The 15219-nt window shown below is 54.6% G+C and carries 13 protein-coding genes; 8 read left to right on the forward strand and 5 right to left on the reverse strand.

Annotation, left to right across the window (positions count from 1 at the left end):
- Positions 1-8 precede the first annotated feature (8 nt).
- Positions 9-1541 (reverse strand): acyl-CoA carboxylase subunit beta, encoded by a 1533-nt coding sequence (locus V7787_RS01180; RefSeq protein ID WP_336084943.1) that lies wholly within the window; start codon positions 1539-1541, stop codon positions 9-11.
- Positions 1538-2314, reverse strand: coding sequence for an enoyl-CoA hydratase/isomerase family protein (locus V7787_RS01185; RefSeq protein WP_336084945.1), 777 nt, complete (start codon positions 2312-2314; stop codon positions 1538-1540). The genes V7787_RS01180 and V7787_RS01185 overlap by 4 nt, the downstream gene beginning before the upstream one ends.
- 186 nt (positions 2315-2500) lie before the next feature.
- On the opposite strand from V7787_RS01185, the gene V7787_RS01190 reads away from it, so the two are divergent.
- Genes V7787_RS01190 through V7787_RS01200 form a run of 3 tightly spaced genes read left to right on the forward strand, consistent with a single transcriptional unit; the run spans position 2501 to position 5246 of the window.
- Positions 2501-3883, forward strand: coding sequence for an acetyl-CoA carboxylase biotin carboxylase subunit (locus V7787_RS01190; protein ID WP_336084947.1), 1383 nt, complete (start codon positions 2501-2503; stop codon positions 3881-3883).
- Positions 3884-3894: 11 nt separating this feature from the next.
- A complete protein-coding gene (locus V7787_RS01195) occupies positions 3895-4296 on the forward strand; it encodes a cupin domain-containing protein (protein WP_336084949.1) in 402 nt (133 codons plus the stop codon).
- Between the two features lie 5 nt (positions 4297-4301).
- Positions 4302-5246, forward strand: a complete 945-nt coding sequence (locus V7787_RS01200) for a hydroxymethylglutaryl-CoA lyase (protein ID WP_336084951.1) — start codon at positions 4302-4304, stop codon at positions 5244-5246.
- A 35-nt stretch (positions 5247-5281) separates the two neighbouring features.
- Here the strand turns inward: V7787_RS01200 and V7787_RS01205 are convergent, their stop codons facing one another.
- Both V7787_RS01205 and V7787_RS01210 read right to left on the reverse strand, forming a co-directional pair.
- Positions 5282-5878, reverse strand: a complete 597-nt coding sequence (locus V7787_RS01205) for a TetR/AcrR family transcriptional regulator (protein WP_336084953.1) — start codon at positions 5876-5878, stop codon at positions 5282-5284.
- A 35-nt stretch (positions 5879-5913) separates the two neighbouring features.
- Positions 5914-6750: an SDR family NAD(P)-dependent oxidoreductase gene (locus tag V7787_RS01210; RefSeq protein WP_336084955.1), complete on the reverse strand. Its 837-nt coding sequence runs from the start codon at positions 6748-6750 to the stop codon at positions 5914-5916.
- A 187-nt stretch (positions 6751-6937) separates the two neighbouring features.
- On the opposite strand from V7787_RS01210, the gene V7787_RS01215 reads away from it, so the two are divergent.
- From V7787_RS01215 to V7787_RS01235, 5 genes are all read left to right on the forward strand, one after another.
- Positions 6938-8458: a class I adenylate-forming enzyme family protein gene (locus V7787_RS01215; RefSeq protein ID WP_336084957.1), complete on the forward strand. Its 1521-nt coding sequence runs from the start codon at positions 6938-6940 to the stop codon at positions 8456-8458.
- An 11-nt stretch (positions 8459-8469) separates the two neighbouring features.
- On the forward strand, positions 8470-9246 hold the full coding sequence (locus tag V7787_RS01220) for an enoyl-CoA hydratase/isomerase family protein (RefSeq protein ID WP_336084960.1): 777 nt from the start codon (positions 8470-8472) through the stop codon (positions 9244-9246).
- 11 nt (positions 9247-9257) lie between these two features.
- Complete coding sequence (locus V7787_RS01225; protein ID WP_336084962.1) at positions 9258-10352, forward strand: alkene reductase; 1095 nt, start codon at positions 9258-9260, stop codon at positions 10350-10352.
- Positions 10353-10360: 8 nt separating this feature from the next.
- Positions 10361-11215, forward strand: a complete 855-nt coding sequence (locus V7787_RS01230) for an acyl-CoA thioesterase (protein WP_336084963.1) — start codon at positions 10361-10363, stop codon at positions 11213-11215.
- A 99-nt stretch (positions 11216-11314) separates the two neighbouring features.
- Positions 11315-12637 carry an OprD family porin gene (locus V7787_RS01235; RefSeq protein ID WP_336084964.1) on the forward strand — a complete coding sequence of 441 codons (1323 nt, stop codon included), beginning with the start codon at positions 11315-11317 and terminating at the stop codon, positions 12635-12637.
- Positions 12638-12749: 112 nt separating this feature from the next.
- Here the strand turns inward: V7787_RS01235 and V7787_RS01240 are convergent, their stop codons facing one another.
- Entirely contained in the window at positions 12750-15152 is a 2403-nt protein-coding gene (locus V7787_RS01240; protein ID WP_336084966.1) for a glucose/quinate/shikimate family membrane-bound PQQ-dependent dehydrogenase, read from the reverse strand.
- Positions 15153-15219 lie beyond the last annotated feature (67 nt).

The raw sequence follows: 15219 nt of genomic DNA on the forward strand, positions 1-15219 counted from the left end.
GGCTACGGTTAAACTGGGTAAATGCCGTTGCGACGGTCTATGCGCGGGATTGCCCGACGGCTGTAGAGGGTGAAGCGCTTGATGAGGTCTTCGCGCAGCGCATCAGGATCCACCACCGCTTCGAAAGAGAACTGGTCGGCGGGATCGAACGCGTTGATGTCTTTGGCGTACTCCTGGCGTTTCTCAGCAATAAAGCGTTCACGCTCTTCGCCTTCCATTGCCTGGATCTCATTGAAGTGGATCGCGTTGATCGCTGCTTCTGGCCCCATCAGTGCCGGCATAGCGCCGGGGAGGGCGAGTTGAGCATCAGGCTGAGTCGGCCCTCCGGACATCGCAAGGTAGCCGCCGCCATAGCCTTTCCGGATCATCACCGAGATTCGTGGGACTTTTGCCTCACAAACTGCATGGAGCAATTTAGCGCCGTGGCGGATGATTCCTGCCTTCTCAACCGCGCTACCAATCATGTAGCCGCTGATGTCCTGCAGGAACAGAAGGGGGACATTGAATGCGTTGCAGGCCCAGATAAACCGGGTTGCTTTATCTGCGCTGTCGTTGAACAAAACTCCACCTTTGTTCTTCGAATTGTTGGCCACGATCCCTACCGGGCGCCCGCCGAGGTAGGCGAGTCCAGTGAACATTTCCTTGGCGAAAAGTGCTTTGACTTCAAAGAGACTGTCCGCGTCTACCAGCGACTCGATAAGCTCCTTCACGTCGAAGGGGCGGTTCTGATCGGGCGGAACGATTTCGCTGATCTTGCGCGAGGACGAAGGCTTCTGGCTCTCGCGCAGCGGCGGCAGGTCGCTATTGTGCGATGGGAAGAATCGCAGGTAGTCGACAGCAGCTTTGAGAGCCTCGTCTTCGGTTTGAGCGAGGTAGTCCCCCAGGCCGCTAACGGCGCAGTGCATGCGCGCACCGCCCATCTGCTCTTCAGTCACTTTTTCACCGATCGCCATTTCTGCAAGGCGCGGTGAGCCCAGGTAGGCCGTGGCTTGCTTATCGACCATAATGATCAGGTCGCAGAGGGCTGGCACATAAGCGGAGCCTGCAGGCGAAGGGCCAAACAGGACACAAATCTGCGGTACCACGCCTGAAATCTGCACTTGGGTGTAAAAAATATTCCCCCAAGCGATTCGGCCGAGATAGCAGTCGAACTGGCTATCGATTCGGGCGCCGGCGCTGTCCACCAAATAGATAATGGGCATCTTGCTGGCGACAGCAATCTCTTGCATCCGTACGATCTTGCGGAAGGTGTGGTAGCCCCAGGTACCGGCTTTCACAGTCATGTCGTTGGCAATGACTGCAACTTCCCGCCCATCAATCTTGCCAATTGCGGTAACAACGGCGTCGCCGGGCATCCCTCGAGATGCCCCAACCAGTAATCCGTCTTCGAGATACTCACCGTTGTCGAAGATGAACTCCAAGCGTTCACGCACCAGCATTTTACCCTGCGCTTTGTGCTTTTCCTTCGCCTTATCGGAGCCGCCAGCCATGGCAATTTCGACTCGGCGCTGCAGTTCTTTTACGTTCTCGATGCCGCTCATGCTTGAGCTCCTTTCTTAGTGAAGAATTTTTCGATACCCCGACGGAGCTCTTCCGAACACATAAAGGCGGGACGCAATCCACGCGCGAGTTCAAGGCCTTCCTCGAAGCCAACGGACGATATTTTGTGGAAAGCGTGCTTACCACGCCTCACCGTGGCAGGTTCAAGTCGGGCGAAAGCAGCCACCTGGGTCTCGATCAAATCATCGAGCTGACTAGGTTCCACAGCCGCATTGATCAAGCCCATGCGAACCGCGTCAGCAGAACCGATGGTTCGTCCAGTCATCACTAGGTCAAGGGCATGGCGTTGACCCATGCGGTTAAGCAGAGCAGGGAGGATGAACAGGGGGAACAACCCAATCTTGATTTCCGGTGAGCCAAAAGTCGCTTCTTGGCTCGCATAGGCAAAGTCGCAGGCCGCCACTAGCCCGCAAGCACCCGCCATAGCAGGGCCTACAACGCGAGCGATAACTGGCTTGCTGAGCGTGGGGATCAACCCAAAGAGCGCCATCCATGCATCACCCGTTTCCCAGAGCTGAGTGGCGCCCGCGTCGACCGTCGCGAGGAACTCATCCAGGTCACCCCCGGAAGAGAAGCATTCCCCTTGGCCCGTGATCACGATCACCCGGACATCGGGCTCCAGATCCAGTTGCTTGAGTGCATCTACCAGCTGCGAGGCAGTAGCGGTGGCGATCGCATTGCGTTTGGCGGGGTTTGAAATCGTTATGGTTGCACGCGCGCCTTGGCGACTGATGAGAAGGTCGGTGGAGGTCACTGCGGTCTCCTTTCTTGTTTTATCTAACGGTTGTTAGTTTTCTAGAATATAGCTACGCTCATCTGGCAGCACAACCCTTCACGTAAATTTTCCTAAACTGGCTGAATAGCCCGATTTTCTAGCTAGTAGGGGAAGGGTTTTCTGGTTAATGGAATACTTACAACCGTTTGTTTCTAGGAGGTTGGCGTGACACAACAAAAACTACTGGTCGCGAACCGAGGCGAGATCGCCTGCCGCGTAATTCGTTCAGCACGGCTGCTTGGCATTCCTACGGTGGCGGTTTACTCGGACGCCGACGCGCAGGCTCAGCACGTTAAGATGGCGGATGAGGCATTCCATTTGGGCCCGGCCAAAGCTTCGGAGAGTTATCTTGACGCTGGAAAGGTGCTAGAGGCAGCGAAGAAAAGCGGCGCGACGCTGGTGCACCCTGGCTACGGGTTTATGTCTGAAAACACCGACTTTTCGGATGCTTGCCATACAGCCGGAATCAAATTCATCGGCCCTACAGCAGCAGTCATCAAGGCGATGGGCGACAAGCAACGATCCCGTCATCTTGCGATCGAGGCGGGCGTTCCCGTTCAACCAGCGGCGGAAAATGTCACAGCCGATGACCCTGAAGCCCTGCGAGTGGCAGCTGCAGCGGTCGGGTACCCGCTGCTGGTTAAAGCCTCGGCTGGTGGCGGTGGCATCGGGTTGAAACCTGTTCATTCTGAGGCGGAGCTAATCGATGCCGTTGCAAGCACGCAAAGGATGGCCGAACGTGCTTTTGGTGATGGAACCGTGTTTCTCGAAAAACTGATTCTCAGTGCCCGGCACATTGAGGTTCAGATCTTCGGCTTTGGTAACGGGAAAGCCGTGCATCTTTTTGAGCGTGATTGCTCAATTCAACGGCGCTATCAGAAAGTATTGGAGGAGTCGCCGGCACCACGCGTGCCCCGGAATGTGATCGAACACATGGCTGAGGCCGCCGTGCGATTGGCCAGCGCTTGCCGGTACGACGGGGCAGGTACTGTGGAGTTTCTCTACGACGACGACTCCCAGTCATACGCTTTCCTGGAAATGAATACTCGCATTCAGGTCGAACATCCCGTTAGCGAGGCCATCACCGGGGTTGATCTAGTCGCCGCTCAAATCCGACATGCGTTAGGTGAAGACCTGCAGCAGGAGCTCGCTCAAAACGCAATTCGCGCCACCGGTCATGCGATTGAGGCGCGCATATACGCTGAGACGCCTGAGAAGAAATTCCTGCCTGCGCCAGGTCTGATTGAAACTCTGGTGCTTCCATCTGTTAACGGCGTGCGCATTGACACGGGCTTCGTTGCCGGTGATCGGATCACTCCGTTCTACGACCCAATGGTCATGAAGATCATTGCTCATGGCGACGACCGTGCCCAAGCGGTGGAGCGGCTACAAGAAGCGCTGAGCGGCTTAATCATCACCGGTCTGCGTACCAATCGCGAATTCTTGTTGAGAGTGCTCAGCCACCCCGCTTATCGGGACACCGCGGTTCATACCCGATTCATTGATGCGCACAGCGAATCGCTTTTTCCAGCTGCGCAGCCAGCCTAAAGGAGACAGTCATGGCGGCTACAACACCTAACCTTGCCGAGCTGGATTTGCTCCCAGCGCTAGCCTCTCGTTACGTGAGCCTGGAGCTCTTGCCCTGGAAACCGACGCCTACGCCCGGGATCGATATGAAGATTCTGCTCCAGGATCAAGAGACCGGATTGCTTACGGCTCTTTTCCGCTGGGCTCCCGGGACACGTCTGCCACTGCACGAGCACGTTGAAATCGAGCAAACCTATGTGCTTGAAGGCAGCATCGTTGACGACGAGGGTGAGGTCACCGCGGGAAACTTCGTCTGGCGTCCACGGGGCAATCGACATCTTGCATGGTCGCCGAATGGCGCACTTGTGATCTCGTTCTTCCTGCGTCCCAACAAGTTCCTTGAAGGCGAATTTGCCGGGCAAAATCTGGAGTAATTGACATGACCGACTTGCCTAAACGAATTGCTATCAACGAAGAGGGGCCGCGCGAAGGTTTCCAAATCGAGCCCAATCCAATCCCGGTCGAGCGTAAAGCAGAACTCATTCATGCGTTGGCGGATACGGGGCTGAAGCAGATCGACTGTGTGTCATTCGTGAACCCGAAGCGTGTTCCAGGAATGGCAGATGCCGATGAGCTGGCTGAGGCGATTCGAAAAAAACCAGGCGTACGCTACACAGGCTTGTGGCTGAACCAGCAAGGGCTGGAGAGAGCCTATCAGTCCCCCTTAGATGTGATTGGCTCGATCCGGGTGACCGCTTCTGAAACCTTCTCGATCAAGAACACCAATAAAAATATTGAGCAAACACTCGACGAGCAGCGGGCGTGGTTGAAGTCCTACGCTGAGCATGATGTTCAGGTTGAGTGGGGCTACGTCATGACCGCCTTCGGTTGCAATTATGAGGGCTACATGCCTATCCCGCAGGTGGTGCGTATGGTCGGCGAGGTACTTGAGCTCGCTCGCGACGCGGATGTCGCGCTTAGAGGCTTGTACCTTGCTGACACCGTGGGCTGGGCTAATCCTCTGCTCATGGAACGTACCATTGGTGCCGTTAGAGAGCGCTGGCCAGAGTTGCCTCTCGCCTTGCACCTGCACGACACCCGCGGCACAGGGCTTGCCAACGTATATGCCGCGCTCAAGCTTGGTGTGGCTAAATTCGATAGTTCGTGTGCCGGATTGGGTGGCTGCCCGTTCGCGGGTCACAAAGGCGCTGCTGGAAATATCTGCACAGAGGACTTGGTCTTCATGTGTGAAGAAATGGGCATCGAGACTGGCGTAGATCTGGAAAAGCTGATCGAGGTCGCTCATTTGGCCGAGTCAGTTTTCGGAAGACAGCTGCCTGGTAAGGTCATGCGAGGAGGCAGCCTCACAAAATACAAGGCCTAGAAAAGGAGAACCCCACGTTAGTGGGGTTCTTTTTCTCACGATGATTTGTAACTCACCATTCGCAAGGCCAGCTCTATGTGCTGCCCCTCAAGATCTTCGATGGTTAACCGACCCTCTGGGTCATACCAGGAGCAGATTCCGGTGAGCATGGAGATCAGCGCCTTAGTAGTCAGGTTGCTGTCCGTCACATGGAAGATGCCTTCTGCGACACCTTCCTCGATCAGTTGACGGACGCGACGTTCATACTCAGCTCGGAGCCTCACAACCATCCGATAATTTTCCTGGTCAAGGCTGCGAAGCTCCATGTTGCCGATGAAAACCTCTTTGCGGCGACGAGTGTGAAAATCGATGTGCACGATAATCATCGCCTCAAAACGCGCCAGGGTTGTAGGCTGGAAATCCACCCGCTCAGTAAACTCTAGGAGCAGATCGCGCATGACCGCTTTCAGCACGATTGCCAAGAATTCCTGCTTGGTGTTGAAGTAGTTGTAAAGCGATCCAGCCTTCATGCCCACCTTCTCAGCGAGCATGCGCAGGGTCATGGCCTCATAGCCGTAGGTGCTTATCAGATCAACGCCGGCTGTGTGGATTGCCTGTTCTGTTACTTCTCGTTTCGCACCAACTGGTCGCATTAGGTCTCGTGTCTCAAATTGAAGGGGTGGGTGGCTTAGCGAGTCAGGTATCCACCATCGACCGGCAGTATTGCGCCAGTAATATAGCTCGCAAGCGGGGAGGACAGGAACAGAGATGGCCCTACAAGCTCATGAGCTTGGCCGGTTCGCCCCATGGGTGTGTGACTGATATAGGCCTGGAGTTTTTCCGGGTCGGCCAGCGTAGCAGCCGACATTGCTGTCGGAAATGACCCTGGGGCTAGTCCATTTACCCTCACATCGAACTCAGCGAACTCAGCTGCCATAGCTCTCGTCAGCTGCATCACTGCGCCTTTGGATGTGCTGTAGGTAGACAGCTCTGAACCAGGGGAATATGAGCAAATCGAAGCTATGTTCAAGATTGACCCCTTCGAGCGCTTCAGTTGTGGGAGCAGGGCATGGGTGACGTTGATCATTCCGGTCACGTTTACATCAACCGTCCGCTGCCAGTGCTTCAAGGTTTCTGGCTCTTCAAACCGCCCACGAAAAAGGAGGCCTGCGTTATTTATGAGGACGCTGACGGCGCCATAGCGCTGTTCAATTTCTGCTGCCATGCCCCTGCACGCAGCGTCGTCCGTGACATCCAGCGCTAGACCAAAAGCATCCCCGCCCGTTTTTTTGATTTCGGCCGCGGTACTGGCTGCCGTTTCGAAATCAATATCGACTACCAATACCGTAGCCTTCGCGACGGCAAATCCTTGGGCGATGATAGCGCCATTGCCGCGACCAGCGCCGGTGATCAGAACTACCTGGTTCGAAAAATCGAAAGTCATCGGGATCATTAGCGCACCTCTGTTGTTTTTGTTTAGGAAACTAACGACCGTTATTTTTAGCGGTATCTTGGAATTTTTCAAGCAAAATCAGGCTTGGCGACCTGGCATTGAGGTGCGGAAGAGGCCTTCAGCCCTGCAATTCGTCACAGTTTTTACTTTTTCAGGGTTGAAAACGAACAAGCGTTAGGTATTCTTGCGGTGGAGAGATTGAAAGGCATCCCTGCGTGCGGGCGACGCCAGCGTGATAACAATTACAAAAGGAGATCTCATGTCGAGTCGTATGCTGCTTGGTGGTCACATCACCCACAATGCCCGTCGATACCCGGACAAAGTGGCTCTGATTGATAAATATGGACGTTCTACATACGCAGAGCTTGAGCGCGGCGCGAACCAGGTCGCAAATGCCTTAGGTGCTGCTGGGATTGGCTACGGCGACAAGGTGGCATTCATTGCTTCAGCCAGTCGCAACTGGATTGAAGCGTTCTTCGGCATCGTGAAAGCCGGGGCGGTTGCCGTACCCTTAAATTATCGTGAGACAGGCGAGCAACTCGCCGCGCTACTGGATGACTCTGAAGCCAAGCTGCTCTTCGTGTCTCATCACCATCAGGATTCGTTCGCGCAGCTGCTGGGTAACCTCGCAATTCCTGTTGTTGCTTTGGAGGCCTTGCCGGAGTTTGTGAAGAATGCTGCAGGCGAATGGCACACCTCGCCAGCAATCGATCCGAACGATCCTGCAGTGATCCTTTATACCGGCGGGACGACGGGCCGGTCGAAAGGGGTGTTGTTGAGCCATGCAAATCTGTATTGGAACAGCATGGACGAAATCATCGATACCCGGATGATTGAGAGCGACAACACGCTCATCGCAACGCCCTTGCATCATTCCGCCGCACTGAACTGCTGGCTGCTACCCCATCTTTACCTCGGCGCCACTGCGACCATCCTCGAAAAATATTCCACCGAGGATGTGCTACGGGTGATTGCGCAAGAGCGCGTTACTAACACATTCATGCCACCGTCGTTGACTCGAGAGTTCATCCTTCATCCGCTGTCCAAATCCCTTGACCTTTCGAGCTTCAAGCGTTGGTACGTGGGGAGTGGCATCCTTACAGCTTCTGACCGCCAGGCGATGAAGGAATGTATTCCTGGGGTAGAAATCTTCTATCAGTACGGGCTCACCGAGGCTGGCCCGATCGCCACCGTGCTCAAGGAGGAGGATTATCAGAAGGCTCCTGACTCGATTGGCAGGGCGTTCATCAACATGGAAGTTGAGATCCACGACGCTAATGGCCAAGTGGCAGTACCTGGAGAAGTCGGCGAGATCGTATTGCGTGGGCCGACCGTCATGCTGGGGTACCACAACCGCCCGGACGCCACAGCTGAAGTCCTCGACTCTAACGGATGGCTGCACACCGGTGACTTGGCCCACATGGATAGCAACGGCTACGTCTATTTTTATGACCGCCTCAAGGACATGATCAAAACGGGCGGGCTCAATGTGTACTCGCAAGAAGTGGAAGCCGTCCTGGCCAAACACCCTGACGTCCGAGAGGTCGCCGTAGTCGGCCTGAGTAACGAACGATGGGGGGAAGAGGTCACTGCCATCGTTGTTTTGAAAGTCGACAGTCTGCCGGATCCCGAGTCTCTGCTGAATCACGCCAAGGAGCTGCTGGCTAGCTACCAGGTACCGAAGCGCATTGAGTACATCGCCTACGAGGAAATGCCGTTCAATCACAACGGCAAAATTCTTAAGCGCGACCTGCGTCAGCGTTTCCAGCCAGCCAATTGAGTGAGTCCGCCATGTCCATCATGTTTGAAAAAGTCGGCCATGTAGGCCTCGTTACGATCAATCGGCCCCAGGCCATGAATGCCATTGACCTCGAATCGCATCTCGCGTTCCAGCAGGTCTGGGGGAAGGTGAACGCTGATGACCAAGTGCACGTTGTTGTCATTACTGGAGCCGGCGGTAAAGCGTTCTGCTCAGGTGCTGACATCGGTACGTTCCTTCCATACCTGCGCGAGCGTGCCCAGCGCGAAGTGGATGATGGTGATTTTTGCGGTATCAATCGAAAGCCGCCCACGACGAAGCCCATCATTGCTGCCATCAACGGCCTGGCTTACGCGGGTGGCCTTGAGATCGCTTTGGCATGCGACATCAGAATCTCTGTAGTTCATGCTCGATTCGCTCTTCCTGAACCCAAATGGGGTGTTATCGCTGGGGCGGGGGGCGTAACCCGTCTTGCGCGGGCGGTGCCTACTTCATTGGCGACTCAAATGATTTTGACCGGTGAACCGATAACGGCAGATAGAGCGTTGGCTGAGGGTTTGGTTAGTGAGCTGGTTGAGCCTGACCAACTCCTGCCTCGTGCAATGGAAATCGCGGAGCTGATTGTGCGAAACGGCCCATTGGCTGTCAGGTCTTCGTTGCAAGTGGTTCGCCGCGGTGCAGACTGCGGCCTTGATGCTGCACTTGAGCTCGAGCGCACTGCATTCCGCCGTGTTCTCCTCAGTGAAGACTTTAAAGAGGGGATCGCTGCGTTTACTGAAAAGCGAACTCCCGTCTACAAGGGCATCTGAGGGTTAATCGCATGGATATCTTCACACCTTTGAAATGCGGCGCTTGTGTTTTTCCCAACCGGATTCTCATGGCGCCCCTCACCCGAGCGCGCACACCGGACACAGTACCTGGGCCGCTTCAAGAGCTCTACTACAGTCAGCGCGCGAGTGCTGGGCTGGTTATCTCAGAAGCCACGAACATTTCTCCGACAGCAGTTGGCTACGTGTACACGGCAGGGATCTACACCGACGATCAGGAAAAGGGCTGGGGTGGTGTTGCCCGCGCAGTACATGCTGCAGGGGGCCGCTTGGCGATGCAACTCTGGCATGTAGGGCGCGTATCGCACGAGCTGGTTCAGCCAAGAGGAGCTCAGCCTGTGGCGCCGACTGCAATCCGAGGTGAGACTACCAAGGCCTTCGTGGAGTTTGCTGATGGCTCCTCTGGGCCGACGCCCGCCAGTACGCCGCGAGAACTGAGTACCGATGAAATTGGCGGCATCGTGGATGATTACCGCAGGGCAGCAGTTCGCGCCACTCGTGCGGGATGTGACATGGTGGAGATCCATGCCGCGAACGGATATCTCCTCCATCAGTTCACTGCCACTGGTACGAATAAGCGAAAGGATCAATACGGCAGCACGATCCAAAACAGAGCAAGGATTGTGCTTGAGATTGTCGACGCGGTAGGTATCGCCATCGGTTACGACCGGGTGGGTGTCCGCCTTTCTCCTTTGACTGACATTTTTGATATCACAGATGACGATTCAGAAGAGATGGCACTGTACCTGGCCCAGCATTTGTCTCGCCGTGAGGTGGCGTATGTGCATATCAACGAGCCTGATTGGCGGGGAGGGGAAGTCAAACTCACTGAGGACTTTCGCCGTGCTCTGAGGCAAGAGTTTCCGGGCGTCTTGATCTACTGCGGTCACTACGATGCTCAGAGCGCTCAGCACTTGCTTAACCAGAATCTGGCAGACGCAGTGGCATTCGGACGTCCGTTTATCGCGAATCCCGACCTTCCCAACCGTTTTCGACTGGGGTTACCGCTCACGAAACCTGACTCCTCGACCTACTACGGTGGCGACGCCAAGGGCTACACCGATTATCCATTTGTGAATCAGCAATAGGCTCACCCATGACCACCTCGCTCGCTGAACTGGTGAACATTTTCTCGCTTGAACGCATTGAGCAAGGCATTTTTCGTGGCGCTAGTCAGGAACTGTATTTACCGCAACTTTTCGGAGGCCAAGCGCTGGGCCAGGCCGTTGCTGCATCTAGCATGACCGTCGGAAGCGAGAAAGTGCTGCACTCTATTCATGGATATTTCATCCGAAAAGGAAGGGCCGCCAAACCAGTGCTGTATCAAGTCGACTCACTGCACGATGGCAGAAGCTTTAGTACACGCCAGATCACTGCAAGTCAGGATGGAAAGCCGATATTCACTGCTTCGGCTTCGTTCCACATTTTCGAGCCTGGCTTGAGTTATCAGACGAAGATGCCATGTGTGCCGGGGCCGGAAACCCTTCCGCTAGAGATTGATTTAATGGAAGGGAATGAGGCATTGGCAGAGCAAGTCAGACTGCGTTTTTCCGCGGCCCAAGCGATCCAAATTCGTCCTGTCGACTTGATTGATCCCAGCAAGCCAATAGCGCAACAGCCCTTGAAGCGCTTTTGGTTCAAGGCAGCAGGTGACTTACCCGAAGATCAAACGCTGCATAGGTCAATCCTGGCTTACGCCTCTGACATCGGGTTGCTCATCACATCACTATTGCCTCATGGTGTTTCAGATCTTCAGGAGAATATGCAGGTCGCCAGCCTCGATCATGCTCTTTGGGTTCATCAAGATATCAAGGCTGATGATTGGCTTCTGTATGTGATGGACAGTCCCTGGTCTGATACAGGAAGAGGCCTGTCGAGAGGGAATATTTATAACGCACACGGCGCAATGGTTGCCAGTGTGGCTCAGGAAGGGTTGATCAGAAAGCTGTAAAGATTGAAGCTACTGGGCCAGAAAGTCACATTCTTTCGTTGTATCTAAATACAAAAATAATAGATGGTGCACCCTATGACTGCGAACCGAGTTGCGTGCTTGGCTATCATCCCCTTTGTCTTTTTTGAGGGGAGGGCAAACGCTGAACAGAATGCCGATTTCATTGGTGATAGTAAGCTGACGGTGACGGCTAGAAATTTTTATTTCAACCGTGACTATCGTAATGGTGCAAGTAGTGGTACCGGCACAAACGCATTCAAGCCAGCTGGTGACCGCAATGGGTATGCAGAAGAGTGGGCGCAAGGCTTCATGGCCAATTTCACATCTGGGTTTACGCCAGGAGAAATTGGTGTCGGCGTAGATGCTTACAGTTTCTTGGGAATCAAACTCGATAGCGGCGGAGGGCGCACGGGTTTGCGGCTGATGCCTATACAGGATGATGGTAAGCCGCAAGATAACTTCAACAAGGCGGGTGCTTCAGTAAAATTGCGCTACGATGGAGCGCTTTTCCAGTATGGGAATCTATTTCCAGCAGTCCCGGTTTTCTCGGTCAACACCGTTCGCCTGTTTCCAAGCTCTGCGACCGGCTGGATGTTTGGTTGGGACGTGGAAAAGCTGCATTTGGATGCAGGTCACTTCTATGGGCAGGGAGGGGTTGCCTCTTCTAATAACGATGACCCAATCACTACGGACTACGGCCTACCCATTGCTATTGACTCAGTGAGCTATGTAGGTGCTATATATTCGGTTATTGATAACCTAAAGCTTTCGGTGTACGGCTCCGAACTCGAAGACACTTGGCGTCAGTACTACGGCAACGTCAATTACCGCTACCAGATTGATCCATCTCAGTCGGTCACATTCGACGGCAACATTTACAGAACGTTGGATACTGGGCGTCAACTGGCCAGCGTGATCAATAACACAACCTGGTCGATGTCGGTTGCCTATAAGTATCTGGCGCATACGTTCACATTCGCTGCTCAAAAAGTAGAAAGCGATGAGCCGATGGATTGGGCTGCATTTACCACCATGGGTGGATCAGTTTCTTTAGCCAACGCGGTACAGTTCGCGACCTTTACTGAGCCCAATGAGCGATCTTTCCAGTTGCGTTATGACTTAGACATGGCACCGTTCGGGGTGCCTGGACTATCGTTTATGACACGCTACGTCAGAGGCGATCAGATCGATAACCGAGATAGTCATAACACTTTTTATACTCGACGCTATGTCTATCCCGAGGGCGCTGATGTTCGCCACTGGGAGAGGGACATAGAGGCGCGGTATGTCGTACAGACTGGCGCAGCTAGAGATCTCTCTGTCCGTGTCCGACAAGCTACCCATCGCTCCTCGACTGGATACCGCTACGTAGATGATGATGAGGTAAGGATTATCATCGACTATCCCATCTCTATTTTCTAGAGATCCCGAGCGGACTTACACAGGTACGCGGCTGAAATAAATTCTGTTTCAGCCGCGCATACCACTGCTTGCGGGTTTGAAGTTTGACCCTCGCTCCCGCTTAGAATCGCACTTAAGGAAGAGCGTAGGCGATCACGTAGTCGCCGCGGTCAGGCGATTGTCTGGCTCCACCGGCGGTGATGACGACATACTGTTTCCCTGTTTTCGGAGACACGTAGGTCATTGGCCCGCCTTGACTGCCAACTGGCAGCCTGGCCTTCCAGATTTCGCTGCCATCGGCGGTGTTGTAAGCGCGAAGGTAGTAGTCTTGCGTACCCGCAATGAATACCAAGCCACCTTGGGTCGACAGTGTACCTCCCAAGGTTGGCATGCCGATCGGAAGCGGCAGGTGCATTTTGACACCGAGTGGCCCAGTGTCCTGGACGGTACCGACTGGTACCTGCCATGCGATTTGACGGGTTTTCATGTCAATCGCAGTCAGTGTTCCGAACGGTGGCGCTTGGCAAGGAATGCCAGCGATCGACAGGAAACGGTTTTTATTGACTGAGTAAGGAGTACCTTTGAGCGGGACTGCTCCCATCCCGGTATTCAGCGCTTCGCCGCCAGACGCAGTGGGCGCATTCTTCTCTTGAGGAGTCATCTTCACCCACAAGCCGAGCCGCATGTCATTGGCGAAGATGTAGCCATGAACGGGATCAAACGACAGCCCACCCCAATTCATTCCGCCCAAGGAGCCTGGGAAACTCAGCGACAGATCAGTTCCAGGGGCGGTGAATAGACCCTCGTATCGCATCTGCTTGAAGGAGATCCGGCACAGCATTTGGTCAAACGGTGTCGCGCCCCACATATCTGATTCAGTAAGAGTAGGAGCGCCAATTTGTGGCATGCCCAACGACTTCGGCTGGGTAAGTGAATACTGCTCGTTAGGAATGTCGGCCGCTTTAACCGGTACCTCCTCCACATGAGTCAGAGGCTTACCAGTAGCTCGGTCGAGAACGAAGATCTGACCCGCTTTGGTACCAATGACTACAGCAGGCACAGATTTTCCTTCAACAGGGAAATCGACCAGGCTTGGCTGCATGGGCAGGTCAAAGTCCCAGAGATCGTTGTGAACCGTCTGATAGACCCATTTCTCCTCACCAGTGGTGGCGTTGAGAGCAAGTACGGAAGCGCCATACTTGTGGTTGAGAGCAGTACGCTCGACACCGTAAATATCGGTGGAGGAGCTGCCCATAGGCAGGAAGATGGTATTCGAGGATGGGTCATAGGTCATCGGAGCCCAGTTGTTTGGGGTGCTCCGCACGTACGTCTTTCCAGAATCAGGTGCGGCCCGGTCAGTGGGATTGCCTGGGTCAAATGCCCAGCGCATGGCACCAGTGACAACATCGAAGCCCCGAATCACGCCGCCTGGCATGTCAGTTTGTACGTTGTCAGCGATTCGCCCGCCTACTACCACCGTGGTACCCGCAACTTGAGGCGGAGATGACAGTGAATAGTAGGAATCTGGCATGTCGCCCATACCGTCTTTCAGAATTACCTCACCGTTCACTCCGAAGCCTTGGCAGAGGGCACCCGTGTCGGCATCCACAGCGATCAGTCGAGAGTCGATAGTGTTGGTGAATAGGCGACGCTGGCAATTGGCGCCTGCAGCTACGGCAACAGCGGGTACGGGAGTGCTTCCGTCCGAGGGCTGAATGAGCGGCGTAGAGGCATCGAAGTACGCCATGCCGCGGCACCGTTGCCACAATTTAGTTTTAGCGTTGGTGTCGTGTCTCCACAGCTCTTTACCGGTGTCCGCATCCAGTGCAATCACGTTGTTGTGAGGGGTGCAGATGAAGACTTTGTTGCCGATTTGCAATGGCGTCAGTTGATCTTCAGCTCCGTTACCATCGCTGAGCGCAACGTCACCGGTGTGGTACGTCCACGCCGGCACGAGTTTACTGACGTTGCTGCGGTTGATCTGATCCAGTGCAGCAAACCGGCTACCCCCTGCATCATTACCATAGGACTGCCAATTCTTCTGCGCGAGGGCAGGATCAACGCTTGTCAAACCTGGCCCTTGGCCGTTCACCGGATTATGAGGCTGGAACATACCCCAGAATCCACCGATCAATGCCAAGAACAAAACGCCTGCCACACTGTAGGATCCGGCGATATGCGCTTTACCGTGCGCTCTCAACGCCGTTGGATAAACCAGTGCCACGACCAAGCTGAGGACGCCAAGGGCGAAGAGCCTTGAGATCAATGGCCAGAACTGCAGGCCAACATCTACCAGTGCCCAGATAACCGAACAGATGATGACGAGGGCGAACAACCAAAACCCTTCTAGCCGTCTACGTGCTGTGAGCACTGCTGATACTAGGAAACCTACGCCAGCGAGCAGGAAGTACCATGATCCTCCAAGGCCTGCCAGGTAGGCGCCTAAACCGATGAAGGGCAGGGCGAAGATCAGCATGCCTAACACGGCGAGCCAGATAGGCCAGCGGCTAGTGTTGGGGGGTTGGGGAGTAGTCATATTGCGTGAGTCCTACGAGGAGAAAACTGTGTTCCATCCACCGGTAGAGGATCGATATGGGAGGGTT

This window comes from Pseudomonas sp. CGJS7 (assembly GCF_036961695.1).